This is a genomic window from Aurantiacibacter aquimixticola (assembly GCF_003605475.1).
Taxonomy (GTDB): Bacteria; Pseudomonadota; Alphaproteobacteria; order Sphingomonadales; family Sphingomonadaceae; genus Alteraurantiacibacter; species Alteraurantiacibacter aquimixticola_B.
In genome coordinates, this window is the sequence record NZ_RAHX01000001.1 from 1544506 (window position 1) to 1569365 (window position 24860).

Here is a 24860-nt window from a genome sequence, read left to right on the forward strand (position 1 = left end):
GTGACAGGATCCCCGCCGATTTCGCCCCGCCTTTCTGCGGGCCATTCCGAGGATTACTGGAACAAGCGAGATCGCCGGGCGAGCCTGCGTTTCGTGGTCTGCATCGCCTTGGCGCTGTTCTGGGTGCTGTTCAGCATATGGGTGTCGCTGCCTTGGCTGGCGGATCTCGGCAATCTTGCCCATCCCATCGTCGCGCTCTTCGTGCTGACCTTCATTGCCTACGTCCCCGGCTTCATGAACGCCTTCCTGCTGTCCAGCCTCGTATTGCGACCGGACGCGCAGCGCCGCACGCCATCGCGCTGGCCAGCCATCACCGTTCTTGTCGCCGCGTATAATGAGGAAAGGCTGATCGGAGAGACGCTCGCTTCCCTCTCGCGCCTCGAATACCCCGGAGAGCTCGAAATCCTCGTGCTGGACGACGGCTCGACCGATGGGACGGCGGAGCAGGTAAATGCCCGGATGACCCTCTTTCCGAGCGGCGGGCGGACCAGCATGACTCTTGTCAGCCACCGCAAGAACCGCGGCAAGGCGAGCGTGCTCAATGACGGCCTCGCCCGCGCCAGCCACGGTCTTATCGTCACCATCGATGCCGACACGCTGCTGGAAAAAGGCAGCATTATCTCGCTGGTGGAGCATCTTGCTGCCGCTCCGCCGGAAACGGTCGCCATCGCCGGATCGCTGCTGACAGCAAATTACGATGCGAGCTGGATCGCGCGGGCACAGCAGTGGGATTATTTCCACGGCATCGCCGCGGTGAAGCGGATGCAGGCCATGTATTACGGCACGCTGGTCGCCCAGGGTGCTTTCTCGATCTACCGGAGAGAGGCGCTGGAGGAAGCGGGCGGCTGGCCGGACACGGTGGGCGAGGACATCGTCCTCACATGGAGTCTGCTGAGAGCCGGTTACCGCACCGGATATGCCGAGGACGCCGTCGCCTGGACGCATGCGCCGATTCGCCTGCGCGGCCTCGCCAAACAGCGAAAACGCTGGGCGCGCGGCATGATAGAAGCGCTGGCGATCCACAAGGAGCTGCTGATCGCGCCGAAGATGCGCACCATGTTCATCTGGTGGAACCTGCTCTTCGTCAGCATCGACATCACCTTCTCCTTCGCCTTCATTCCCGGCCTGGTGCTGGCCTTTCTCGGCATCTTCTGGCTCGCCGGGCCGATCACCCTGCTCGTGCTGCCGCTGGCGCTGTTGTGGAACATCGTCATCTACCGCATCCAGACGCGCATGTTGAAGCGGCAGGAGATCGAAATGGAGCGCAGCGCCATCGGCTTCCTGCTCTACGCCATCGTCTACCCGCTGCTGATGCAGCCCGTTTCGGTGTGGGGTTACGCTGCCGAATTCGCCGGAGGGCGCAAGCAATGGAATTGATGAGAAATATCCGCGCGGCGCTCCTCGCCGCCACGCTGTTCAGCCCGGCCCCCGCCTTGGCGCAGGATGAAGCACGCCCGGCCATCGGCGTTCACGCCTTCGTCTCCAGCGATAGCGAGGATACCGACGTTCAGCGTCTGGCCGTGGATTTCGACCTGCGCAATGCGGGCGAGCAAGACAGGCTCGGCATCCGGGTGGAGAAGGCCTGGTACGATCCCTTGGACACTGGCGTGCGGGAGCGGGAGCGCGTGTTCCTGCAGGCGGCCGACAGCTCCGGCCCATGGGACTGGCGCATCAGCGTCGGCACCGATGGCGACACGGTGATCGGCTCCGCATCGGTCAATGACGATGCGCGGTTCCGGAAGGAATTCTTTATCGAGCGCGACGTGGTGGAAACCCCGCGCGGCCTCGATGAAGGCATCTATTCAACCTATGCCGGGGCGGCGCTGGACCTGCCGATCGACGATCGCAACATCGTAACTGTGCTCGGCGGCGTGCAGGCCTTTACCGGCGACAATGTCCGCCTCCATGCACGGGCGAATTACGTCCATGTGATCGACCCGGATCTGGGGCTGAGCGCGCAATTGCGCGGGCGATATTTCACCAGCAGCGATCCGGGCGAATTCGATTACTACTCGCCCGAATGGTATGCCGAATTGCTGCCCGTGCTGCAGATGCGGCGCTTTGTCAGCGGGTGGCAATTGCTCGGCGCGGGCGGGATCGGCGTCCAGCGCGATTCCGAAAGCGATTGGCGGCAGGCGAACTATCTGCACGCCCGCGCGATCAGCCCGCCGGGGCCGCGAGACTGGTCCGTGCGCGCGGAGCTTACCTACACCGATACGCCGTCGAACACGGCGAGCGCGGGTGAAGGCTACAGCTATTTCCAGGCGATGCTGGGCGTGACGCGGCGGTTCTGATCAGATCCAGCCGCGCTCTTTCAGCGCAGCGACATTGGCGCGGCTGACCGGCGCTTCGAGACCGTTTTCCAGGATCAGGCGCACATTGCGCCCATCGCGCTGCACATCGCCGACCGCGCCGCGCGCAACCCACCAGCTGCGATGGACCTGCTCTCCTTCGATCCCGTCCAGCTCCGCCACCGCGTCGCGCATCCGCATGAGGACGAGCTCGCTGCCCAGCGCCGTATGCGCGCGGACATAATGGTCCTCCATTTCCAGCGCCATCAGATCGCTGCCGAGATGGGCGGGGAGGCGCTCCAGGAAGCGCGGCTGCGGTGCGCTTTGCGGTTCCGGTTCGGTCGCCGCTGGCGGCGGCTGCACCGTGTTGGCGGACGAACGCTGGACGAGCGTGTTCACCAGCGTAATCAGTCCGCCGATAATGGCGACATAGGCATAATGCGTCAGCGCAAGGTCGAGGCCCGGCCAGTGCCACGCGTCGCGCGGCAGCATCCAGACGAGCACCGCCATCGGCGCCGAGGAAACCAATACGCCGACGACGCGGAGCGCCCATGCGGGCAGGGCGAGGACCGGTGCCAGCCGCTTCGCCAGCCAGTCGATCGGTGAATATAGCGCATAGCCGACCCAGGCGAGGCTCACCCACCACAGCAGGCGCACCGGCAGCGGATCCTGGAAACTGCCGAACGGGCCGATAAGCGCAAGCACCACGCCGATGGCCGTCATCACCGCGAGGTCGATCAGCAGGCGGCGCGTAACGGCGGCGCGGGTGGAAAGTGTCAATTCGCTCATTTCAGGGGCCGAGACTAGCGCCCATTGGCGCTTCGTAAAGTGGCAGCATGGCCGAAATCCGCGCGGTTCACGAAGGATCGCGCCCGTCCCCGCATGGCGCGTTGCGCGTGAATGGCGGCACGGCAAAACGGCTCCCAACGAACCGAAGGGGATACCGACATGACCGCTGCTACCGCCCGCTCGATACAGTTTCTCAACCCGTTTCACCGCCCAGCCGGCGCGCTCGACCTGACGCCGCTGACGCGCGGCATCGTAATGGTGGCCGGGACGGCGATGACGGCCCTTTGCGTCCTCGCCATCGCTCGCGGAATGCTCGGGCTGACGCCGGACCTGCCGCATCTGGGCAATATCGCGGTCGTGATCCATGTCACAACCGTCGTGCCCTGCGTGCCGCTCGGCCTTTTCCTGCTGCTCGCGCCGAAGGGAACAGCGATGCACAAACAGCTGGGAAAGTTGTGGGTCGCGCTGATGGTAGTGACGGCTACGAGCACGCTGTGGATTCACGGCCTCGGCAATTTCACCTGGATCCACATCTTCGTGCCGATGACCTACCGCGCCGCGTGGCTGATCGTCTCCTCGGCGCGCAAGGGCGACATGAAGCAGCACAGGAACGAAATCGTCGGCCTGTTTCTGGGCGCGCTGATGATTCCGGGCGTCTTCGCCTTCGTGCTCGACGGCCGACTGATGAACGTCATGACCTTCGGCTGAGCCTCACCGACGCCGTTTCAGCACCAGGTAAAGCGCGCCTTCGCCCCCGTGGCGGCGGTGCGCTTTTCGTATGGCGGCGATGTCGGACGAATGGCTGCCCGCGGCGAGCCAGTCGAGGATCTTGGCGCGGATAGCGCCGCGCTTGCTGCCTCTGTCCGCCGCATCGACCGGGCGCGGCTTGCCCGTCACCACCAGCACCAGCCGCGCGCCCATCGCCTTGGCCTGCGTCAATCCGGAATCGAGCCGCCTGTACGCCTGATCGAGCGTATGGCCATGCAGATCGAGCGTGAAGTCGGGTTCTGTCGAAGGGCGCGCAAGGCGGCGCTCCCAGTGCGAATCGAGGCCAGTGCGATCATCTTTCGGCGAAGTATGTGGGGGCTGGGAACGCGGTGATACGCGCGAGGCGCGTACCTCTGCGGTCGGTGCCTCCCTGCGGGGCGCTGGATCGAGCGGGACGGCACTTGCGCTACGGGTGCCGGTCAGCGGTTCGACGGTGCTGGCCAGCCGTTCCCAGACCGCCTGCTCTTCGGCAGACAGCCCTCTCGGCGAGCTCATCGCGCAAGGCGAGCGGCAGCCTCGCGCGGCAGCAGCACCACCGCGCTGCCCCGCCCGCTCATGCCACCGGCGATTTCGCGCGCATCCTCGCCCGCGCCCCAGAAGGTGTCGAAGCGGTTCGGTCCCTTGATCGCGCCGCCCGTGTCCTGTGCGATCCACAATCCGTCCGCGACATCGCGATCGAGGTCGAGGAGCACGGGCGCACCATAGGGGACATAGCGCGGATCGACCGCGACGGAGGCTTCGCGCACCACCGGGACCCCGATACTGCCGAGTGGGCCGATCTGCGCGTCCGGTCCAATCAATTCGCGGAAGAACACCCAGCTCTCATTCTCGCGCATGATCGCGCGGCCTTGTGCCGGATGATCGCGCAGATACTGGACGATACCCTGCATGGAAGTGGCGTAAGGTGTGCCGTCACCGATCAGCCCACGCTGCCTCATCAGCGCGCCGATGCCGGTATAGCCGTGCCCGTTCTGGTTGGCATAGCCGATGCGCATGACCTCACCCGTATCGGTGACGAGGCGGCCCGAGCCCTGTATCTGCAGGAAGAAGAATTCGATCGGGTCGCTCGCATAGCCGATGATCGGCGTGGCGTTCCCTTCGAGCGCGCCGTCCTCGATCTCGGCGCGCGTGAAATGCTCGATGCAGCGGCCATCGGGCAGGCGGCGGCTGAGCGGCGCGCGTCCGTCGCGCTCGCTTTCGGCCATGTCGTCGCGCCAGCAGCGCTCCAGATCGGGCGGGACGCCGTATACCGGGACATCGCTGGCGGAGCGTCGCTGGCGGCCGCCGCGTATCTCGGGTTCGAAATAGCCGGTTGCGAAAGCCTGACCCTCGCCAACGCGCACAGGCGTGAAATAGCTGGCGAAGAACCGCGACGCGTCGCGTTCCGGCCAGCTTGCCGCGGCATCGCAGGAAAGCTGCCAGTCGCTCATTCGCGTAAGGCCCGATACGTCCTCTCGCCGCAGCGCCACGGGGCAGGATCGGCGAAAGGCCCTCAGCGCAGCCGCGGCGTCGGCCTGGCGCGGGGCGATGGCGGAAAGCGGCAGCGCAATCACGCCGAGCGCCGCCGCGGTCGAAGGCACCGGCCCGGCGGTCGCAGGCACGTCGCCGGCAGGTATCATCGGCCCGCACGCGGAAAGCGTGGCGATGGCGCAAAGCGAAAGGAGGCGGCGCAGTATGGTCACGCCGCGCTGGCTATCAAGCCGCGTCGGTCTCGTCGAGCAGCCAGTTCGGATCGTCGCTGCGGGTATCGCGGCTGAAGGTCCAGATGTCGCGGCTCTCGATCGCATCGTCGAGCGAACCGGCGATGACATTGCCGTCCTTGTCGCGGGTGACGCTGGCGATATCGGCGACGAACCGCACTGCGATGCGCGCGATCCGACCATCAAGCACGGCCGAATGCACGGTCTCGTCCTCGATCCGGATCAGGCGATTGTGGAGCTTGTAGCCCGCCGCCTCGCGCTCATCGATGGCAGCGGCGAAGCTCTGATAGACATCCTCGTCGCACAGCTCGCGCAGCTCTTCCTTGTCCCCGCGCCAGAAGGCTTCGAGGACCACTTCATAGGCGCCTTTCGCGCCTTCGAGGAACGGCAGCAGTTCGAAATTGCGGTCGGCAGCGGAAATGTCGCGCAGGCCCTGCTCGATAGCGGGCGTGAACCCGGCGAGCGCGCGTTCGGACTGCGCTGTTTCACCGCCTTGCGGAGCGGGTGCCAGCTGCTGCTCTTCGGCATCCTGCCGTGCGCGTTCGAGCCGATTGGCAATCGCCTCTTCCTCATGCTCCGCCTTGCGACCGAGCACGGAATAAAGCCGCATGCCCAGAAAGGCGGCGATCATGGCGAGGATGACGATTTGCCAAATCATGCAATAAATTCCCAGTTTGCCCGCTTTTCCAACCGTGCGGGCCGCTTGTTACACTGAACCAGATAGTGACCAATAGCAAATGGGCAACCAGTGCTTAAGGTCCCCTGAAGCGCATGCAAAACGCCTCGCCGCACGCTCGACAGGAGCGTTGCGGGCGATAGTCATCGGTGATAGGCGCGCGGCTTCAAATTCACGGGGGCCGGTAGCAGCACGATTGCGCGGTCCGCAGACACATGAAAGCAGCAAGATGGCCGACGACAACGACGTTCTCACCGATCTCGACAATATGCCGCCTCCGGGCAATGGCGCGGACAACCAGCCGGTGGCCGGCATCGTCTCCCAATATGTGAAGGATCTTTCGGTCGAGAACCCGAAGGCGCCCGAAAGCTTCCGCTGGCGCGAACAGCCGGAAATGGACGTGCAGTTCAATATCGGCGCGCGCGAGATCGAGGCCGAGCTTTCCGAAGTCGAACTGAAAGTGACGGCAACCAGCAAGACGTCGCAGGGCACGGCCTACATCGTCGACCTGTCCTATTGCGGCCTTGTCGGCATGCGCAACATGCCCGAGGAACAGAAGCACGCCTTTACGTATGCAGAAGCGCCGCGCCTTCTCTTCCCCTATGCGCGCCGGGTGATTTCGGACGCCGTTCGCGATGCGGGCTTTGCGCCGCTGGTGCTCGATCCGATCGATTTCAACGGCCTCTATGTCCAGCAGCTGGCACAGAAGCGGGCGGCGGAAGCGGCAGAGGGCGGCCCGGCGCCGGCAGGCGACACCCCCGGCGGCGAAGGCTGACGACCATCAGCTCGCGGGCAGACGCGCGATGAGCCTGCTCAGACATGTCGGAACGATCGGCGGGCTGACCATGGTCAGCCGTATCGCCGGCATGGCGCGCGAGATGATCTTCTCTCGCGTGCTCGGCGCGAACGCCGTCACCGATGCGTGGTTCCAGGCGTTCATAATCCCCAACGTCTTCCGCCGCCTGTTTGCCGAAGGTGCTTTCAGCGCGGCATTCGTGCCGATGTTTTCAAAGCGCCTGCACGGCGAAGGCGGCATCGACGACGCGCGCACTTTCTCGGATGACGTATTGAGCGTCTTCCTGCCGGTGCTGATTGCCCTTTGCGCCGTAATGATGCTGGCCATGCCGCTTATCATCCGCGTTCTGGGCGATGGCGATGCGCCGCCCGCCGATTTCGCTATGGAAGTCGATTTCGCGCGGATCATGTTTCCCTACATTCTCCTGGTCAGCCTCGTCACCCTGTTCACAGGAATGCTCAATTCGGTGAGCCGCTTCGCGCCGGGCGCGAGCTTTCCCATCATTCTCAATCTCGTCTTGATCGCATCCTTGGTGTTCGGAGATTACGCGATGGCCGAACTGGGATGGTCGACACGGCAGGTGGGCTATACCCAGGCGTGGGCGGTGACGGTCGGGGGCGTCATCCAGCTGGTCTGGCTCTTCGTCTGGACGCGAGTCGAGGGGTTTCGCCCGAAGCTGCTCTGGCCGCGCATCACGCCGGAGGTGAAGCGCCTTTCCATAATCGCGCTGCCCGCCGCCATTGGCGGAGGGGCGTATCAGATCAACACGCTGGTGCAGCTCTATTTTCTCAATCAGCTCGACAGTGGATCGATAAGCTACATGAATTATGCCGACCGGCTCAATCAGCTGCCGCTCGGCATTATCGGAATTGCTCTGTCGACCGCAATCCTGCCGACGCTCAGCAAGTTCGTGGGGGCAAACAACAAGGAGGGGACGGATCGCATTCAGTCGGACGCGATAGAACTGGCCATGCTGCTCACCATTCCTGCCGCTGCGGCTCTGGCGATCTGCGCGGTACCTTTCGTCACCATGATCTTCCAGGGGGGCGCCTTCTCGCTCGACCAGGCGGAACTGACCGGGCAAGTGCTCGGCGCGCTGGTGCTCGGCTTGCCCGCCTATGTGCTGGTCAAGGTGCTGGTGCCAAATTTCTACGCCCGCTCGGACACGCGCACGCCCGTCTATGCGGCCTTTATCTCGCTCGTCGTTTTCGTGGCGATGAACTTGCTGCTGCTCGAACGCTTCGGCGTCGTCGGCGTCGCCTTCGCCAGCGTGATCGGCGCGTGGATCAATGTCGGGTATCTCTACATCATACTGGCGAAGCGCCGGTACTACACCATCCCGCTGGCGCTGGTCGGGCGGATTGCAAGACAGCTGGTCGCCGCCGCCGCGATGGGCGCCGCCTTGTGGTACGCGCGCGATCTGCTTACGGGCTGGTACGATGCCGGCCTGCTCGCGCGGGCTGGCGCGCTGATCGTCCTCGTAGGATGCGCAGCGGCCGTCTATTTCGGCGTCGCTTTTGCAATCGGCGCGATCGACAGGCAGCGCATCGCCACCCTCACGAAGAAAAGAGAGCCCACCGCGTCATGATCGTCGTTTCCGGCATCCAGCCCACCGGCAAGCCGCATCTCGGCAATTATCTCGGCGCGATCCGCAATTACGTGAAATTGCAGGACGAAGCGCATGCGGGCGGCGGCAAGTGCTTCATCTTCCTTGCCGACCTGCACGCGCTTTCCATGCCGCATGAGCCTGCCGAACTGCACGCCAGCACGCTGGAAATGGTCGCCACGCTGGTCGCCTGCGGGCTCGATCCGGCCAATACGACGCTCTTCAACCAGGCGCAGGTGCCGCAGCACGCAGAGCTGCAATGGCTGCTGATGGGGACGGCGCGGATGGGCTGGCTGAACCGTATGACGCAGTGGAAGGACAAGGCGGGCAAGAACCGCGAGGGCCAGTCGGTCGCGCTGTTCTCCTACCCGGTGCTGCAGGCCGCCGATGTGCTGCTTTACCAGGCAACGCACGTGCCTGTCGGCGAGGATCAGAAGCAGCATCTGGAGCTGGCGCGCGACATCGCGCAGAAGTTCAACAACGATTTCGCTTCCGAAGACGCCCCGGTGTTCACCCTGCCCGAGCCCTATATCCCCGAAGCGGCGGCGCGGATCATGTCTCTGCGCGACGGCACGCGAAAGATGTCCAAGTCGGAACCTTCGGATATGAGCCGCATCAACCTGACCGATGATGCCGATGAGATGGCGCAAAAGTTCCGCAAGGCCCGCACCGATCCCGAACCGCTGCCCAGCGAAATGGCGGGCCTGGATGACCGTGCAGAGGCGAGCAATCTCGTCACGATCTATGCCGCGCTGGCCGAGACATCGCCCGATGCCGTGCTCGGCGAGCATGGCGGCAAGGGTTTCGGTGAGTTCAAACCTGCCCTGGCCGATCTCGCCATATCGGTGCTCGGCCCGATCCGCGATCGCTTCGTCGAGCTGAAACAAGATCGCGAGTCGCTCGACGCTATTCTGGCGCGCGGCGCGGCACAGGCGCGGGATGCGGGTGCGCCCACGCTCGATGCAGCATACAACGCGCTGGGCCTCGTGCGCGGCTGACATCGTTCAAGCCGTTCTAATCTTTCAATTTTGGCGGTTTTCGGTTAAAGACGGGTTCAGCCCATCCGCGGCATAACACGCCCCATCGAGAGTTTCCGTGCGTGTCGAAGTGAGGGCGACGCGCCTGTTCGCACGTATCAAAAGGGATTGATCATGACCGTAACCACCAAGCTCAAGAAGGCCGCGAAGCTTGCCGCGATTCCCGCGCTTGCTCTGGGCCTGTCCGCCTGCGCGACGCCCGCTTTCAAGGCCGATGTGTCGCGTTTCGAAAGCCAGCTCCCCGCGCCGCAGGGCGAAAGCTTCTACGTTCTGGCCGACGATCCGGCGCTTGCCGGCGGCCTCGAATTCTCGCTTTATGCCGATCACGTCGAATCCGAAATGGCGCAGCTGGGCTATGTCCAGGCCGCCACGCCGGAAGATGCCACCCTTCTGGTGCGCTTCGATTACGGCGTTGACAATGGCCGTGAGCGCGTGCGCTCGACCGGCTTTCGCAGCGACCCTTTCTATCGCCCGTGGTACGGGTATTCGCGCCCGGTCGCTTATCGCGATCGCCGCGGACGCACCCGCATCGCCTATCTGCCGTCGCGGGCGTGGGGCTATGGCTGGCACGATCCGTTCTTCGGCGGATCGGACATTCGCAGCTACACGGTCTATACCAGCAATATCGGCCTGAAGATCGACCGCGCTTCTACAGGTGAGCGCCTGTTCGAGGGTCGTGCGGAAGCCGCTTCGCGCTCGGACCGGCTGCAGTATCTTGTGCCGAACCTGGTTGAAGCGATGTTCACCGATTTCCCGGGCAATTCGGGCGAAACCGTGCGCATCTCGGTCGCTCCGGAAGAGACCACCGCGCGCCGCTGATCCGGCAAGCGTAGGAAAGCACGATAAACGGGTCTCTCCTTGCGAGGGGCCCGTTTTTCTTTGCCGAATTTGGCGATAGAATTCTTCCTATGAGGGCGACAGCATTGTTCGTCATCGCCGCAACGGCCATGGTCGCGGCGCCCGCTGCCACGCAGGATCGCGCGCGGGCCGATGGTGAATGGACGGTGTGAAACGTGGTCCCCGATTGCCAGCCCGGCGGCGCGGAGAAAGACAGCGGCCTCAGCGTGGCACTCGGCCCCGCGCTCACCGACATATTGCTCGAAAGCCCGCTTGCGCGGCAGCTCGAGCGCGAGGATCGCAAAGAACGCGCGGCTGATCGCAGACCCGAACCCGCCCTGCAGCGTCGTGCCAGTGATAGCGGACGGCTCGACCCTTGCGTAACACAGCTGCCGACGGCGCCCATCAGGCCGACGTCCCCGCCGACGCTCGGCGAGAACTGACCGACTTAACCCGGCCTTCACGTCGCGGATCATATGCCAAGCTGATGAAACTTCGTGCTCTGTCGATCTACATAGCTGCCTGCGCTGCGACAGCCTCTGCAGCGGTTCCGGCGAAGGCCTGCAGGGTGTTTGAGCTTCCCGAGTCAAAATTGACCCGCGCGTATGCTGAGGAAGTTATCGCGGCGCGCGCGGTCGTTCGTGTGGAGAACGCGCAATACATCCGTGAATCGAGCAACGACACGCACCCATATCGCGTCCGGACCGCCCTCGTCCGAGGGACGCATGACAACGTCCCCGATAGCGACACGTTCGAAGCGGGATGGGGCTCCGCAGCGTGCGATTACGGTTTCGCAAAGCCGGAGCCGGGCGATATCTACGCGCTCTATTACTGGCGCAGGGCCGACGGCTCGCTGGCTGTATGGATGGCATTGCCGATAGACGAAGCGCGATTGTCCGATCCGCGTGGAGACACACTCCTGCGGTCCTCGCGATAGCGCCGCTAGTCGCCAGCCGTCATCGCCGCGATGCGGCGGCGGCGGAAATCTATAGCCGGATAGGCCTTTATCAGAGTTTTCATGCCGAGCGCGCCGGTGCCGGCAAAAATCACGAATTCATCGCCGACTTCGCCTTCCAGCACGTCGAGCGGGCCGGTCGGGCCGCAGCTGGTGAGGCCGGTATATTGCAGCGTGAAGCGCTCCGGTGCGCCTGCGCCCCGAGCCGTCTGCGTCACTTCCAGCGTCGCAAGCGGCGAGTTGATCTCCCGGTAACCGGCAATCTCGATCCGTGTCGTTTCCCGCGATATGAGCCGCGCGACAACCACTTGCGGGCTCGCTTCCCAAACGGCGTTTTCATAACCGTTCGCCCACGCTGTGCCGCTGGCTGCGGACAGCTCCGCCTCGTGCTCCCGCTCCCGCTCGAACAGTTCGAGCCGGTGCGCAAAGTCCGCATCGCTCTCGCCATCTAGCTGCGCGGGCGGCAATGGCGGCGGAGGTGGTGGCACGCATGCGAGCGCGGTGCCTGCATGAAGCGCGCCCGCTATCGCAATAGCCCCAATGGTCCGCAGCATTATTGGTCTCCGCTCTGACGGAGCGTCAGTCTAGAGCTTAGCGTGGCCGCCTGTCGAGCCGAAGCCGCCAGCGCCGCGATCGGTGGCATCCAGCTCCTCCACCTCGTCCCAATTCGCAAGAGTGACGGGCGCGAGGACGAGTTGCGCGATCCGGTCACCGCGCGCGATGGCGAAGGGCTCGTCACCGTGATTGATGAGAATGACCTTCAGCTCGCCGCGGTAGTCGCTGTCGATCGTGCCGGGAGTGTTGGGCAGCGTGATGCCATGCTTCAGTGCGAGGCCGGAGCGTGGCCGCACCTGCACCTCGTATCCATCCGGGATGGCGAGCGCGAAGCCGGTGGGTACGGCGTGGCGGCCCGATGGCGGGATCGTCACGTCCTCGGCGCTCAGCACGTCCATCCCGGCCGCGCCGGATGTTGCGTAACTCGGCAGGGCCAGCCCGTCAGCGTGTTCGAGGCGCTTGATACGGACGGGGACGCGAACCGCTTGTGGTTCAAGCATCCTCGGTCAGCCTTTCGGCGATCTGGGTGACAAGCTTCATCGCGACATCCTGCTTGGTCATCGCGTCCCAGTGCTCGACCTTGCCTTCGCGGACAAGGTGGACCTTGTTGTCATCCCCACCCATCACGCTGTCGTCGGGTGGGCCAGACACATCGTTGGCGACGATCCAGTCCACGCCCTTGCTCTTGCGCTTCTTGCGGGCGTTTTCGACCACATCGTTCGTTTCGGCGGCGAAGCCGATCAGCAGGTCCGGCCGATCCGCGCTGGCGGCGACGCTGGCCAGGATATCGGGGTTTTCGGACAGGATGAGCGCGGGCGGCGCGCTGCCGCGCTTCTTCATCTTCTCGCCCTTGAAATCGCGCGGACGCCAATCGGCGACGGCAGCGACCATGATGGCCACATCGGCGGGCATCGCGGCGCGCACGGCATCGGACATTTCCTGCGCGCTGCCGACATCCACCCGATCGACCCCGAGCGGAGTGGCCAGATGCACCGGGCCGGAGACGAGTGTGACCTGCGCGCCCGCAGCGGCGGCAGCGGCGGCGATGGCGTATCCCTGCTTGCCGCTCGAACGGTTGGCGAGATAGCGCACCGGATCGATCGGCTCATGCGTTGGCCCGGCAGTGACGAGCACATGCTTGCCGTAAAGCGGGCGGTGCTCGATATCGTCGGCAAAGCCCGGCTGGCCGGCAAGCGGATCGAATTCCTCTTCGTCCTGCGCCAGCGAGATTTGCGGGCGCGCCTCCCCTGCCTGGCCCGGATTGACCGGCGCTGCGGCATCCTCGCCCTCGAATGGCTGGGGCGCCCGCTGGCGCGCATTGACTTCGTGATTGATAGCCTCGCGATCGGTCGGCGGTGCGGCGCTGGCGCTGCCTTTCTTGGCAAAGAGATGCTCCGCGCCGGTCAGGTCCGGCTCGGGCAGTTCGGGCCCTTCGACGATGCCTTCGGGCAATTCCATATCGGCGAATTCGTCGTCATCGTCCTCGACCGGCTTGGCCGCGGTGCGCGGAATGATGGAGGATAGCAGACCGCTCAGCCCGCCGCCTCCGGCAGAGCCGTCGTCCTCCGCTTCTTCCTCGTGCCATTCGCCGTCATTGTTGCGGCGCGCGAGATAGGCAGCAATGTCCGCGCTTGCGGCGCCTGCATCCAGGCCTAGCGCCTCGGCGATTTCGAGCCACACGGCTTCGGGTTCGGGCAGGCGGCCGGGGCCGAATTCACCGCAGGCCATGTCGCCCATGTCGGGCTCCATCACCCGGATTCCGTCTTCGCGCAGCTTGGCAACGTTGCGCTCCGTCGCTTCGTGCTGCCACATCTTCACGTTCATCGCGGGCACGGCCATGACGGGCCGGTTGGTGGCAAGCAACATGGTGGTCGCCAGATCGTCCGCAATGCCTGCTGCCATCTTGGCGAGCATATTGGCCGTGGCCGGGCAGACGACGACCAGATCGGCGTCGCGCGAAAGCTGGATATGGCCGATCTCGGCCTCGTCCTTCAGATCCCACAGCGTGGTGTGGACCTGATTTCCGGACAGCGCGGCGAGCGCCATCGGCGTCACGAATTGCGCGCCCCCTTCCGTCAGCACGCAGGTGACGTCGGCGCCGCCTTTCCTGATCAGACGAACGAGCTCGCAGGATTTGTAGGCAGCGATGCCGCCGCCCACGACAAGCAGGATGCGGGGATTGGTCGCGTTACCCTCCGATTCCGGTTCTATGCGCTCGTGCAGCACGACGTGTCATAATCCGCTAATAGTCCAAGCGTGCGCCTTCGCAAATGATGGTTAAGATTGCTTTATCACCTGCGCCAACATGCGGCGCGATCAGCCGAGCCAGCCGGTAAGGACACCGCCATAGACAAGCGCAGCGCCGCCCAGTGCGGCAGCGATATAACCAAGCCATCCGCGCCCTTCGCGGCGACGGCGTTCCCACACCAGCTCGACATCGGGCAATGGGGGTGGCTCGGGCGCGCCGCCTTCGGGCGGAAAGCGGCTTTCTATCCGGCGCACCAGGTCGGGCAGGCGCAGCAGCGTGCCGACATCCTCGCGGATCCGGTCCGCGATCGCCGCTTCGGGTCCAAGCTCGTCGCGGATCCAGCTGCGGACATAGGGCGCGCTGGTTTCCCACATATTGATCGACGGATCGAGCTGGGTGGCGATGCCTTCGACCATCACCATCGTTTTCTGCAGCAGCAGAAGATGCGGCTGGGTCTGCATGTCGAAATCGCGGGTGATCGCGAATAATCCGTCGAGCATCTGCCCGACGCTCAATTCGCTCACCGGCTTCCCGCGCATCGGCTCGCCAACAGCGCGCAGCGCCGTCGCGAATTCGTCGACCGAGTGATAGCTCGGCACATATTGCGCTTCGAAGTGAATTTCCGCGACCCGCTTGTAGTCGCCAGTGATCAGGCCATAGAGAATTTCCGCCAGCCATTGCCGCGCCCGGCGGTCGATCCGGCCCATTATGCCGAAATCAATGGCGACGATCGTCCCGTCCGCTTTCACGAACAGATTACCCTGATGCATGTCGGCATGGAAAAACCCGCCGCTGATCGCCTGCGTAAGGAATGCGATTACCAGGCGGCGGGCGAGATCGGGCAGATCGTGGCCGGCGGCAATCAGCGCCCCGCGGTCGGAAATCTTGACGCCATCGATCCACTCGATGGTCATGATCTTGCCGTTGGTGCGATCCCAATCGATATCGGGAATGCGATATCGGTCGATGCCGCGCATCGCCTCGGCCAGTTCGGAAGCCGAGGCAGCCTCGCGGCGAAGATCGAGCTCGCTATTCGTCCAGCGCTTGAAATTGGCGATGACAAGGCGCGGGCGCAGCCGCGATGCTTCACCGCCCAGCGCTTCCAGATGCGCCGCGGCCCATTCATACGTCGCGATGTCGCGCGCGAATTTCTCGCGCACGCCGGGACGCAGCACCTTGATCGCCACTTCGCGGCCTTCGGTGGTGATGGCGCGATGGACCTGGGCGATGCTGGCAGCGCCGACGGGCACGGGATCGATTTCGGTGAAGAGCTCGTCCACAGGCCGCTCGAACGTACGGGCGAGCTGATCCTCGATCAGGGCGTAATCGACCGGTGGCAGGCTGTCCTGCAGGCTGAGGAGATTGTGCGCCGCATCCTCGCCGACGAGATCGGGCCGCGTCGCCAGCGTCTGGCCAAGCTTGATGGCCGCCGGGCCGATGGCGCGAAAGGCCCCGGCATAATCGGGCTCCTTAGGCTGGATCGTGCCGAAGCGCGCCAGCCGCACCAGCCGCTGCACCGGCACGGGCGTGTTGGGATCACGCTCGATCCCGCGCAGCGCCCCGTGGCGCGCGAGGGTCCGGCCCCATTTCAGGAGCCGCCAGATATGCGTGGAGGGGCGCGTCACCCTATATCTTCCATCCCGAATGGATGGCGACGGCGCCGCCCAGAATCGGCTCGACCTTCGTGCGGGCGAAGCCGGCCTCCCGGGTCATCCGCTCGAATTCGGCCGGTTTCGGGAAGCGGCGAATGCTTTCCGCCAGATAGCGGTAGCTTTCCTCGTCATTCGCAACCGCCTTGCCGATCTGCGGCATGATCTTGTGCGAATAAAGGTCGTAGACTTCCTTGAACCCACCCCACTCGGTGGTGCTGAATTCCATGCAATAGAACCGGCCGCCATATTTCAACACGCGGTGCGCTTCGCGAAGGGCCTTGTCGATATAGGTCACGTTCCGGATGCCGAAGACGATGGTGTAGGCATCGAACTGACGATCGGGATAGGTCAGCGTCTCCGCATTCTGCTGCGACCACGATAGCCCATCGAGACCGCGATCCATCGCCCGCTCGATACCGACATCGAGCATGTCCTGATTGATATCGGCGACGACAACTTCCGCCCCGCGCTCCGCCATGCGGAAGGCGATGTCGCCCGTGCCGCCGGCCATATCCAGGATTGCCTCGTCCGGCTGCGGTTTTACGCGCCGCACGAACTGGTCCTTCCAGAGCCGATGCATGCCGCCCGACATCGCATCGTTCATGATATCGTATTTGCTCGCCACGTTGGAAAACACGCCGCTCACGCGCGCGGTCTTCTCTTCCGGGGCGACGTCTTCGTAGCCGAAACTGACTGTATCGCTCATGCGGCGCGCTTTAGGGGGAATTGAGCGCAGCGCAAAGGGTGATAAAGGGCTGGCCATGCCCGAGCTTCCAGAAGTCGAAACCACCGTACGCGGGCTGGCGCGCTTTCTCGAAGGGGAGCGGGTCGAGCGCCTGTTGCTCAACCGGCCAGACATGCGGTTCCCTTTTCCGCCGAACCTGCGCCAGGCGATGACGGGCGCACGCATCACAGGTCTCGGTCGCCGCGCGAAATACGGCCTGCTTCACACCGATCGCGACACGACGATGATCTTCCATCTCGGCATGAGCGGTCGCTGGCGGATCGATCCCGAGACAGACGAAAAGCACGATCATCTCGTCATCGAAACCGCGGGCAATCGCTTCGCGCTCAACGATCCGCGCCGCTTCGGCTATGTCGATCTGGTGGACACGGTCGCGCTGGACGCCTGGCCGGCCTTTGCGATGATGGGGCCGGAGCCGCTCGGCGACGCGCTCGACGCCGACCATCTTCGCCGCGCCATCCGGGGCCGCAAGCAGGCGATCAAGCTGTTGCTGCTCGACCAGAAAATCGTCGCCGGCCTTGGCAATATCTATGTGTGCGAGGCTCTGTTCATGGCCGGAATTCATCCGCGCAAGGCCGGCGGCCGCGTCTATCGCCCCGCCCTGGAACGGCTGGTGCCCGCCATCCGCGCCGTGCTCGAACAGTCCATCCGCGATGGCGGCTCGAGCTTGCGCGATTACGCCCGGCCCGATGGCGAACTCGGCTATTTCGCCACGCGCTTCCAGGTCTATGGCCGCGAGGGCGAACCCTGCCTGCGCTGCGATGACGGAGTCATCCGACGCGTGGTCCAGGGCGGGCGGAGCACCTGGTTCTGTCCGGCGTGTCAGGGGTAGGTTGTTTTGGGGTGATTTGTTTGTTTCGTACACGCATCCGCGGGTGCGTCCTCGGTGCTGTTCCCTCCCCCGGATCAAGTCCGGGGTCCGGGGCACCTGCGGTCGCGCGTTCGCGCTCTGTCGGGCGCTGGTCGCGCCCGATGCTTGCGCTTTCCAAGAGGGCTGGTCGCAGAGCTCCGAGCACAGCGAGGCAAGGGCGAACGCCCGCCCGCAGCGGGCGCAGCTCTGCTGCGCGTCTAGCGAGGACGATCCGACGGATGTCGGATCGAAAAGCAAACAAACACCACAAACATTGACCTTCCCGGCTCTCGACCTTATGTGAGCCGCCGTTCAGGCGCTTTTGCGCCCGTTTTACCGATTCTATGAAAGCATATGCCCGGCCGTTCGCGGACGGTCGAGATACAGGACTGACACATGGCCAATACGCCGCAAGCCAAGAAGCGCATTCGTCGCAACAACAACCGTGCCGAGATCAATGGCGCGCGCATCAGCCGCATCCGCACGCAGGTGAAGAAGGTCGAAACGGCCGTTGCCGAAGGCGACAAGAAGGCCGCGACGGCCGCTCTCAAGGATGCGCAGCCCGAAATCGCGAAGGGCGTCGCCAAGGGCGTGCTCCACAAGAACACCGCGGCTCGCAAGATGAGCCGGTTGAGCAAGCGGGTCGCCGCGCTCTGATTCGGGTCCGCCGCCGCGCGATTCGCAGCGGCGCGGACAGCGAAAAGCGGAACGAAATCGGAACGGGGTCGGTGGTTGTCCACCGGCCCCGTTTTTGCATCTGCGAAGCTGGCGGGCGCGCTGCGGACTAAGTGCAGGAAAAACCGCGATTCGCGGGACTGTCACAAGAAAATCGCCATTTTTCAAAGCGATGAACGCAGCTCTGCGGCTTAGGGACGAGTCAAGAACCTAAATTTTAATAAATTTGTCATGCGACCCTTGCCCGCCGCGAGGAGTGGTTCATAACAGCATTCGAGGCGGCGGTGATCTCCATCGTAGCCATCACATGAGAGTTATCGACACGAAAGACCCGACGGGCTGCCTGAGCCCGCTGGAAGGGGAAGCTTTGTCTTTCGCGTCGGTTGGAGAGGCGACCAAGGCAGGGGAAGCCGGCTCAGCTTATTGAGGACGGGATTACAGCGATGATCAGAATGGGACCGCATAGCGGCCGCATCAATGCGTCTAAAGACAAGGTGGCAGAGGACAATATGGAGGATCGCGAAGCGCTGGACCTGGCGGCCGATTGGGCGGATATCAGCCAGGGGCTTCGCAAAGACCTCGGCCATCAGCTCTTTACGCAATGGATCAAGCCGATCCAGCTGGGCAAGCTCGACAAGGCCGACGGCACACTCGATCTTTTCTTGCCGACCGAATTCTCCGCGAATTGGGTGAAGGACCGCTATCACGACCGGCTATCGCTCGCCTGGAAGATCGCTTCTTCCGAAGTGCGCCACATCGCCATCAAGGTTCATCCCGGCCGCCGCAAGATCGCCGAATTCGATCTGCGTGGGCATGACGGCTTCGGCCATCGGGCCGCGAACGATTCGACGCTCGCTATGGAGTCGATCGGCGACGATGGTTTTACATCCAGCGTCGGACTCGATCCCAGCCAGACGTTCGCCGCGTTCATCACCGGAAGCACAAACGTGCTCGCCAAGAATGCCGCCGAGCGCATGAGCAAGGCCGAAAAGCCGCAATTCAGCCCGCTCTATCTCAAGGCCGCGACCGGTCAGGGCAAGACGCACCTGCTGCACGCGATCGGCCATTCCTACCTCCAGGCCTTCCCCCGCGCCCGCATCTTCTACTGCAGCGCAGAGCGCTTCATGGTCGAATTCGTCCAGGCGTTGAAATCGAACGAGATGATCGAGTTCAAGGCCCGCCTGCGCGCTTTTGACCTGCTGCTGGTGGACGATATCCAGTTCATCATCGGCAAGGCCGCTGCGCAGGAAGAGCTGCTTTACACGATCGATGCGCTGCTTGCCGAGGGCAAGCGCCTGGTCTTCGCCGCAGATCGCGCGCCGCAGGCGCTCGACGGTGTCGAGCCGCGCCTGCTCAGCCGCCTCTCCATGGGCCTTGTCGCCGACATCCAGCCCGCCGATATCGAGCTGCGCCGCGCGATCCTGGAATCCAAGCTGACGCGCTTCGCCCCGCTCGAAGTGCCCGCGGACGTGATCGACTTCCTCGCCCGCACTGTCAGCCGCAATGTGCGCGAGCTGGTGGGCGGACTCAACAAACTGATCGCCTACGCCCAGCTGACCGGACAGGAAGTCTCGCTCCAGTTGGCCGAAGAGCAGCTGACCGATATCCTGTCGGCCAATCGCCGCCGCATCACGATCGACGAGATTCAGCGCACGGTGTGCCAGTTCTACCGCATCGACCGCAGCGAGATGTCGTCCAAGCGCCGCGCGCGCGCCGTGGTTCGTCCGCGCCAGGTGGCGATGTATCTGTCCAAGGTGCTGACCCCGCGCAGCTACCCCGAAATCGGGCGTAAGTTCGGTGGGCGCGATCACTCGACCGTGATCCATGCCGTGCGCCTGATCGAGGATCTGCGCGAGCGGGACGCCGATATGGACGGCGATGTGCGCAGCCTGCTGCGCCAGCTCGAGAGCTGATCGGCTACCGGCCGCTTCTCCACACGATATCGACAAACTTGCCGACAGACACATCGAAGGGCGTTCTCCCGGCGAGATCCACAGGCTTGTCCGCAAGTCATGCACAGCCTTGTGCACGAGGCGTACACTTGTTGAAATCGACACTTTTCAAGCGATGCACTTGCCTTTTTTGACGTGATTACATAGGCTTACTTCCATAAAGCAGACTGAACACCTGCGTCGCCACCTCCGCCCAATCCGCGCATTTCCACAGGCCGGACAAATCATCCGCGCTGTATGCCTTTCGCCACAGGCTGTAGGGCAGCCGTTCCGCAAAACTTTACCGGCGCGGCGATCCGGCTAGGGAGGGTGGATCATGGATGACGCCCCGCACCCACTTTCCGAGGACAGGCTCGACCGCTTCGCTCGGCATATCGTGCTGCCCGAAATCGGCGGCGCGGGGCAGGTACGGCTGGCGCGCAGCCATGTCGCAGTGATCGGGCTGGGCGGGATCGGATCGCCGGTGCTGCAATATCTTGCAGGGGCGGGGATCGGTCGCTTCACGCTGGTGGACGATGGCGATGTCGAGGCGAGCAACCTTCAGCGCCAGACCCTCTATGCGATGCGCGATATCGGCCATGGCAAGGCCGTCTCCGCGCGCCGCTGGCTCGCCAATTTCGATCGGCAGATAGAGGTTTCGATTTCGGACACTCGGGCCACGACGGACAATGCGCGCGCCATGATCGACGGCGCAGATCTGGTCATCGACGGAACGGACAATTTCGCCACCCGACTCGCCGTCTCGGACGCTTGCGTCGCGGCACATGTGCCGTTGCTTTCCGCCGCAATCGGCCGCTTTCAGGGACAGGTCGGGGCATTTGCCGGACATCTGCCGGCCGAGGCCTGCTATCGCTGTTTCGTAGGAGACGCCTTCGATTCCGAGGATTGCGACACCTGCGCCGAGGACGGCGTGCTGGGCGCAATGGTCGGCTGGGTCGGCACCCTTTCGGCGATGCAAGCCATCCGCATCCTCGTCGCCCCGCAAATGGGCGAGCCCGGCTGGGGCCAGCTGCAGCTGATGGACGGTCTGAAGCCGGGCATGCGGACGCTGACGATTGCGAAAGACCCGGATTGCAAGGCCTGCTCAGGCCACCTCGATTGAGGCAACGCATTAAGCGCTGTGCAGTCGGTCTGGAAGCGATTACATGCCCGCCGCAATGACCGCGTCCGCCCAGCCCGAGACCTTGCAAAGCCGCGTGCGCAGGCTCATCGAAACGCGCATCTTCGACCGCGCGATCATCGCGGTGATTGTTGTCAATGCACTTGGTCTGGGCATGGAGACGTCGCCAGCCATCATGGCGAGTTACGGCGATATCGTCGGCCTGCTGGACAGGATCGCCATCGCCATCTTCGTTGTCGAACTTGCGCTGAAGCTCTTCGCCTATCGCTTCGCCTTCTTCCGCAATGGCTGGAACGTCTTCGACTTGCTCATCGTGAGCGCCGCGCTCGTTCCGGCGTCGCGTGAATTTTCGGTGCTGCGCGCTCTGCGGATCCTTCGTGCGCTGCGCCTCATTTCCGTCGTGCCGAGCATGCGGCGCGTCATTGTCGGCCTGTTCAGCGCCATCCCCAGCATCGGCACCGTCATCGTCATGCTCTTGCTGCTGTTCTATATCAGCGCGGTCATGGCGACGAAGCTGTTTGGCGCGGCTTTTCCCGAATGGTTCGGCACGCTGGGCGCATCGCTCTATTCGCTTTTTCAGATCATGACGCTGGAAAGCTGGTCGATGGGCATCGTGCGCCCGGTGATGGAAGTCTTTCCGTGCGCCTGGGCCTTCTTCGTGCCCTTCATCCTCGTCACCAGCTTCATCGTGCTCAACCTCTTCATCGGTGTGATCGTGAACGCGATGTCGGAAGCTACGGATGAAGAGGCCCATGACGAGCGAGAAGAGATCCTGCGTGAATTGCGCGGGCTGAGAGACGATATCGGCAAGCTGCGCGCCGCTGCAGACAGAGGCGATTAGGCCCGCAGCACCTCTTCCACCCATTGCGGCACCAGCTCGCTCGCAGGGCCAAGGCGCGTTTCGTCGAAGAGGTGCGATCCGGCGCTGCGTTCGAGATTGAGCTCCAGCGTGCGCGCTCCGCCGCGGTTCGCTTCGGCAACCAGCCCTGCTGCGGGGTAGACCGCTCCGCTTGTCCCGATGCTGACGAACAGATCGGCCTGCGCAACGGCGGCGAAGATGCGATCGAGATCGTAGGGCATCTCGCCGAACCAGACGATGTCGGGCCGCATCGCCGCTTCGCCGCAGGCAGGGCAAGCGGGGCCATCGCCCAGCGTCCCTGTCCAGCGGTGGCGCACATCGCAGGCCCTGCACCAGACGGACAGCCCCTCGCCATGCATGTGGTGGACCCGGCGCGCCCCTCCCCGCTCATGCAAATCGTCGATATTCTGCGTGACGATGAGCAATTCGCCGCCGAATTGCGCGTCCAATCGCCCGATCGCCTGGTGGGCAGCGTTCGGCTCCGCGGCCACGATATTGGCCCGACGTTCGTCGTAGAAGCGCTGCACCAGTGCCGGATCCCGGGCGAAGCCTTCGGGCGTTGCCACCTCTTCGACCGGGTGATCCTCCCAAAGGCCATCCTCTGCGCGGAAGGTCTTCAGGCCGCTTTCAGCGGAAATCCCCGCGCCTGTCAGGATCACGATATTGCGAATGACTGCCATGCCCTGCATGAAGCATGCCCAGCACAGGAGAGGCAATGGCACGTATCGGCATAATCGGCAGCGAGGGGCGGATGGGGCTGGCGATTGCCGAAGTCCTGGCGACAGGCGAGCATGAATGCGCGGGCGGCGTCGATCGCGGGCATGATCCGGCCGACGTTGCGGGTCATGCCGATGCTCTGGTGGATTTTTCCGCGCCCGATGCCCTGGCGGAAAATCTCGCCTCCGCGCGCAGAGCCGGCGTGCCGATACTGATCGGCACGACAGGCCTTGCCGATGAGCACCACGCTGCGCTCGATGAAGCCGCAAACGGTATCCCCGTCCTGCAGACGGGCAACACCTCACTCGGCGTAACGCTGCTGGCGCATCTCGTGAAAGAGGCCGCGGCGCGGCTGGGGCCGGAGTGGGACATCGAAGTGCTCGAAATGCATCACCGGATGAAGGTCGATGCACCATCGGGTACGGCGCTGCTGCTCGGCGAAGCGGCAGCCGAGGCGCGCGGGGTGGACCTTGCCGAGAACACCGAAAGCGGGCGGGACGGCCATATCGGCAAGCGCGCGGAGGGAGCGATCGGCTTCGCGGCACTGCGCGGCGGAACGGTAGCGGGCGAGCATTCGGTGATCTTCGCAGGCGAGCAGGAGCGCATCACCCTCGCCCACTCGGCCGAAAACCGCTCCATCTTCGCCCGCGGTGCGGTGCGCGGGGCCGCATGGCTGATCGGCAAACCGCCGGGGCGCTACACTATGCAGGACGTGCTTGGGCTGTGAGTGGATCGGAAGACGCACTCGATTACTACCGCGACCAGCTGCGCGTCCTCGTCTGGTCAGGCTTCTTCAACGAAGACGATTTGGAATTGTACTGCGGCGACCTGACATACGACAAGGATTCAGCCACGCATGTCGATGTGCTGCGCGAATACGGCAACGCGTTGATGGCGAAGAAGCGCGTTGCGGAAGCTGGATGGCCAGCTCGCACGGATTGGGACAAGCTCGATGAAGTATTTGCGGCACTTGAGACTTGCGACATCTTGTCGCTCCATAATGTTGGCTACACAACCAGCGACGCGCATGACGATGCCTGGCAGACCATCCGTGAAGCATCGGACCGAGAATATCGAGGCTTCGTCTACTACCATGGGCAGGACGTGGAACGCGCTGTAGATGCGATGCCCCTATTTCTCGGATATGATTCAATCGCGGAAGGTGAAAAGGCAAAGCGCGAACTGGGCGAGGAAATAGTTGCGGCGGTGCGCGAAGGCGGCTTTGCCGTCGACTGGTCGGGCGATCCCGAAACGCGAATGAGCATCGTCGATCTCGTTTGGAAGAAACGCGCTGAATGGTCCGACCAGGGCTCTGAGTCCGAGACAACGGAAGCGTCAGACGCGAAAGCGAGCGGTTTTTTCCGCCGACTTTTCGGACGATGACAAAAGATCAGATCTTCGAATTCTTCCGCCGTCTGGCGGAGGACAATCCCGATCCGGAAACCGAGCTCGAGTACGGGAATGCCTATCAGCTCGCCGTCGCCGTGGCGCTCTCGGCGCAAGCGACCGACATAGGCGTGAACAAGGCGACCCGCGCGCTCTTCGCCAAGGTCGAAACGCCGCAACAGATGCTCGATCTGGGCCACGATGCGCTGGTGGAGCACATCAAGACCATCGGCCTTTTCAATTCAAAGGCGAAGAACGTCATCGCGCTCTCGCAAATGCTGGTCGACGAATATGACGGCGAAGTTCCCGACACGCGTGACGATCTCGTCCGCCTGCCGGGCGTGGGCCGCAAGACAGCGAATGTCGTGCTCAATTGCTGGTTCGGGCAGGAAACCTTCGCCGTCGACACGCATATATTGCGCGTCGGCAATCGCACGGGGTTAGCCAAGGGCAAGACGCCCGAGCAGGTCGAGGCGAAGCTGGAAAAGCGCGTGCCGCAGCCCTTCCGCCTGCATGCGCATCACTGGCTTATCCTGCATGGGCGCTACACCTGCAAGGCGCGCACGCCCGAATGCTGGCGCTGCAAGGTCGTGGATCTGTGCAGCTATCGAAAGAAGGTGACGGAGAAGCCGAAGGGGCGGTAAGC

At 63.8% G+C, this 24860-nt stretch carries 27 protein-coding genes; 17 read left to right on the forward strand and 10 right to left on the reverse strand.

Annotated features, from left to right (window positions below; all coding sequences use genetic code 11):
* Positions 1 to 1377 (forward strand): glycosyltransferase family 2 protein, encoded by a 1377-nt coding sequence (locus D6201_RS07675; protein WP_199798181.1) that lies wholly within the window; start codon positions 1 to 3, stop codon positions 1375 to 1377.
* Entirely contained in the window at positions 1368 to 2294 is a 927-nt protein-coding gene (locus D6201_RS07680) for a hypothetical protein (protein WP_120048259.1), read from the forward strand. The genes D6201_RS07675 and D6201_RS07680 overlap by 10 nt, the downstream gene beginning before the upstream one ends.
* Here the strand turns inward: D6201_RS07680 and D6201_RS07685 are convergent, their stop codons facing one another.
* Positions 2295 to 3080 (reverse strand): LytTR family DNA-binding domain-containing protein, encoded by a 786-nt coding sequence (locus D6201_RS07685; protein WP_120048260.1) that lies wholly within the window; start codon positions 3078 to 3080, stop codon positions 2295 to 2297.
* A 159-nt stretch (positions 3081 to 3239) separates the two neighbouring features.
* Here D6201_RS07685 and D6201_RS07690 point away from each other — a divergent pair, with 159 nt between their 5' ends.
* Entirely contained in the window at positions 3240 to 3788 is a 549-nt protein-coding gene (locus D6201_RS07690) for a DUF2306 domain-containing protein (protein WP_120049285.1), read from the forward strand.
* A gap of 3 nt (positions 3789 to 3791) precedes the next feature.
* On the opposite strand, the gene D6201_RS07695 is transcribed toward D6201_RS07690, so the two are convergent.
* The 3 genes from D6201_RS07695 to D6201_RS07705 are packed head-to-tail and all read right to left on the reverse strand — an operon-like array spanning position 3792 to position 6206.
* The gene (locus D6201_RS07695) at positions 3792 to 4343 is read right to left on the reverse strand and encodes a Smr/MutS family protein (RefSeq protein ID WP_120048261.1); all 552 of its coding nucleotides are present in this window, start codon (positions 4341 to 4343) and stop codon (positions 3792 to 3794) included.
* Positions 4340 to 5524: a murein transglycosylase A gene (gene mltA, locus D6201_RS07700; RefSeq protein WP_422664719.1), complete on the reverse strand. Its 1185-nt coding sequence runs from the start codon at positions 5522 to 5524 to the stop codon at positions 4340 to 4342. Before mltA ends, D6201_RS07695 begins: the two co-directional genes overlap by 4 nt.
* A 19-nt stretch (positions 5525 to 5543) precedes the next feature.
* A complete protein-coding gene (locus D6201_RS07705) occupies positions 5544 to 6206 on the reverse strand; it encodes a Tim44/TimA family putative adaptor protein (protein WP_120048263.1) in 663 nt (220 codons plus the stop codon).
* A 247-nt stretch (positions 6207 to 6453) separates the two neighbouring features.
* On the opposite strand from D6201_RS07705, the gene secB reads away from it, so the two are divergent.
* The 6 genes from secB to D6201_RS07735 all read left to right on the forward strand — a co-directional run bounded on the left by secB (position 6454) and on the right by D6201_RS07735 (position 11437).
* Positions 6454 to 6999: a protein-export chaperone SecB gene (secB, locus tag D6201_RS07710; protein ID WP_120048264.1), complete on the forward strand. Its 546-nt coding sequence runs from the start codon at positions 6454 to 6456 to the stop codon at positions 6997 to 6999.
* Between the two features lie 28 nt (positions 7000 to 7027).
* Entirely contained in the window at positions 7028 to 8608 is a 1581-nt protein-coding gene (gene murJ, locus D6201_RS07715) for a murein biosynthesis integral membrane protein MurJ (protein WP_120048265.1), read from the forward strand.
* Positions 8605 to 9624 carry a tryptophan--tRNA ligase gene (trpS, locus tag D6201_RS07720; RefSeq protein WP_120048266.1) on the forward strand — a complete coding sequence of 340 codons (1020 nt, stop codon included), beginning with the start codon at positions 8605 to 8607 and terminating at the stop codon, positions 9622 to 9624. The genes murJ and trpS overlap by 4 nt, the downstream gene beginning before the upstream one ends.
* A gap of 153 nt (positions 9625 to 9777) precedes the next feature.
* Positions 9778 to 10482: a DUF4136 domain-containing protein gene (locus D6201_RS07725; protein WP_120048267.1), complete on the forward strand. Its 705-nt coding sequence runs from the start codon at positions 9778 to 9780 to the stop codon at positions 10480 to 10482.
* 194 nt (positions 10483 to 10676) lie between these two features.
* Positions 10677 to 10943 (forward strand): hypothetical protein, encoded by a 267-nt coding sequence (locus tag D6201_RS07730; RefSeq protein WP_120048268.1) that lies wholly within the window; start codon positions 10677 to 10679, stop codon positions 10941 to 10943.
* A 149-nt stretch (positions 10944 to 11092) separates the two neighbouring features.
* Entirely contained in the window at positions 11093 to 11437 is a 345-nt protein-coding gene (locus D6201_RS07735; RefSeq protein WP_120048269.1) for a hypothetical protein, read from the forward strand.
* 5 nt (positions 11438 to 11442) lie between these two features.
* Here the strand turns inward: D6201_RS07735 and D6201_RS07740 are convergent, their stop codons facing one another.
* From D6201_RS07740 to D6201_RS07760, 5 genes are all read right to left on the reverse strand, one after another.
* Complete coding sequence (locus tag D6201_RS07740) at positions 11443 to 12009, reverse strand: hypothetical protein (RefSeq protein WP_133303972.1); 567 nt, start codon at positions 12007 to 12009, stop codon at positions 11443 to 11445.
* A 30-nt stretch (positions 12010 to 12039) separates the two neighbouring features.
* A complete protein-coding gene (gene dut / locus D6201_RS07745; protein ID WP_120048271.1) occupies positions 12040 to 12510 on the reverse strand; it encodes a dUTP diphosphatase in 471 nt (156 codons plus the stop codon).
* Positions 12503 to 14236: a bifunctional phosphopantothenoylcysteine decarboxylase/phosphopantothenate synthase gene (locus tag D6201_RS07750; protein WP_242447480.1), complete on the reverse strand. Its 1734-nt coding sequence runs from the start codon at positions 14234 to 14236 to the stop codon at positions 12503 to 12505. The genes dut and D6201_RS07750 overlap by 8 nt, the downstream gene beginning before the upstream one ends.
* Positions 14237 to 14326: 90 nt before the next feature.
* Positions 14327 to 15883, reverse strand: a complete 1557-nt coding sequence (gene ubiB / locus D6201_RS07755) for a 2-polyprenylphenol 6-hydroxylase (protein WP_120048272.1) — start codon at positions 15881 to 15883, stop codon at positions 14327 to 14329.
* A 1-nt stretch (position 15884) separates the two neighbouring features.
* Positions 15885 to 16616: a class I SAM-dependent methyltransferase gene (locus tag D6201_RS07760; RefSeq protein ID WP_120048273.1), complete on the reverse strand. Its 732-nt coding sequence runs from the start codon at positions 16614 to 16616 to the stop codon at positions 15885 to 15887.
* Positions 16617 to 16671: 55 nt separating this feature from the next.
* On the opposite strand from D6201_RS07760, the gene mutM reads away from it, so the two are divergent.
* The 5 genes from mutM (at position 16672) to D6201_RS07785 (ending at position 22093) form a co-directional block, all read left to right on the forward strand.
* Entirely contained in the window at positions 16672 to 17487 is an 816-nt protein-coding gene (mutM, locus tag D6201_RS07765) for a bifunctional DNA-formamidopyrimidine glycosylase/DNA-(apurinic or apyrimidinic site) lyase (protein ID WP_120048274.1), read from the forward strand.
* A gap of 414 nt (positions 17488 to 17901) precedes the next feature.
* Complete coding sequence (rpsT, locus tag D6201_RS07770) at positions 17902 to 18162, forward strand: 30S ribosomal protein S20 (RefSeq protein WP_120048275.1); 261 nt, start codon at positions 17902 to 17904, stop codon at positions 18160 to 18162.
* A gap of 470 nt (positions 18163 to 18632) precedes the next feature.
* Entirely contained in the window at positions 18633 to 20093 is a 1461-nt protein-coding gene (dnaA, locus tag D6201_RS07775; RefSeq protein ID WP_120048276.1) for a chromosomal replication initiator protein DnaA, read from the forward strand.
* Positions 20094 to 20448: 355 nt separating this feature from the next.
* Entirely contained in the window at positions 20449 to 21234 is a 786-nt protein-coding gene (locus D6201_RS07780) for a HesA/MoeB/ThiF family protein (protein WP_120048277.1), read from the forward strand.
* A gap of 55 nt (positions 21235 to 21289) precedes the next feature.
* Positions 21290 to 22093 carry an ion transporter gene (locus D6201_RS07785; RefSeq protein ID WP_120048278.1) on the forward strand — a complete coding sequence of 268 codons (804 nt, stop codon included), beginning with the start codon at positions 21290 to 21292 and terminating at the stop codon, positions 22091 to 22093.
* On the opposite strand, the gene D6201_RS07790 is transcribed toward D6201_RS07785, so the two are convergent.
* Positions 22090 to 22791: an NAD-dependent deacylase gene (locus tag D6201_RS07790; RefSeq protein ID WP_120049287.1), complete on the reverse strand. Its 702-nt coding sequence runs from the start codon at positions 22789 to 22791 to the stop codon at positions 22090 to 22092. The genes D6201_RS07785 and D6201_RS07790 overlap by 4 nt on opposite strands.
* A gap of 35 nt (positions 22792 to 22826) precedes the next feature.
* Between D6201_RS07790 and dapB the strand changes: the two genes are divergently transcribed.
* From dapB to nth, 3 genes are read left to right on the forward strand one after another with little or no spacing between them, the layout of a single operon-like run.
* Positions 22827 to 23555, forward strand: a complete 729-nt coding sequence (gene dapB / locus D6201_RS07795; RefSeq protein ID WP_120049288.1) for a 4-hydroxy-tetrahydrodipicolinate reductase — start codon at positions 22827 to 22829, stop codon at positions 23553 to 23555.
* Positions 23552 to 24211 carry a DUF6891 domain-containing protein gene (locus D6201_RS07800; protein WP_120048279.1) on the forward strand — a complete coding sequence of 220 codons (660 nt, stop codon included), beginning with the start codon at positions 23552 to 23554 and terminating at the stop codon, positions 24209 to 24211. The genes dapB and D6201_RS07800 overlap by 4 nt, the downstream gene beginning before the upstream one ends.
* Positions 24208 to 24858 (forward strand): endonuclease III, encoded by a 651-nt coding sequence (nth, locus tag D6201_RS07805; RefSeq protein ID WP_120048280.1) that lies wholly within the window; start codon positions 24208 to 24210, stop codon positions 24856 to 24858. The genes D6201_RS07800 and nth overlap by 4 nt, the downstream gene beginning before the upstream one ends.
* Positions 24859 to 24860: the final 2 nt, after the last annotated feature.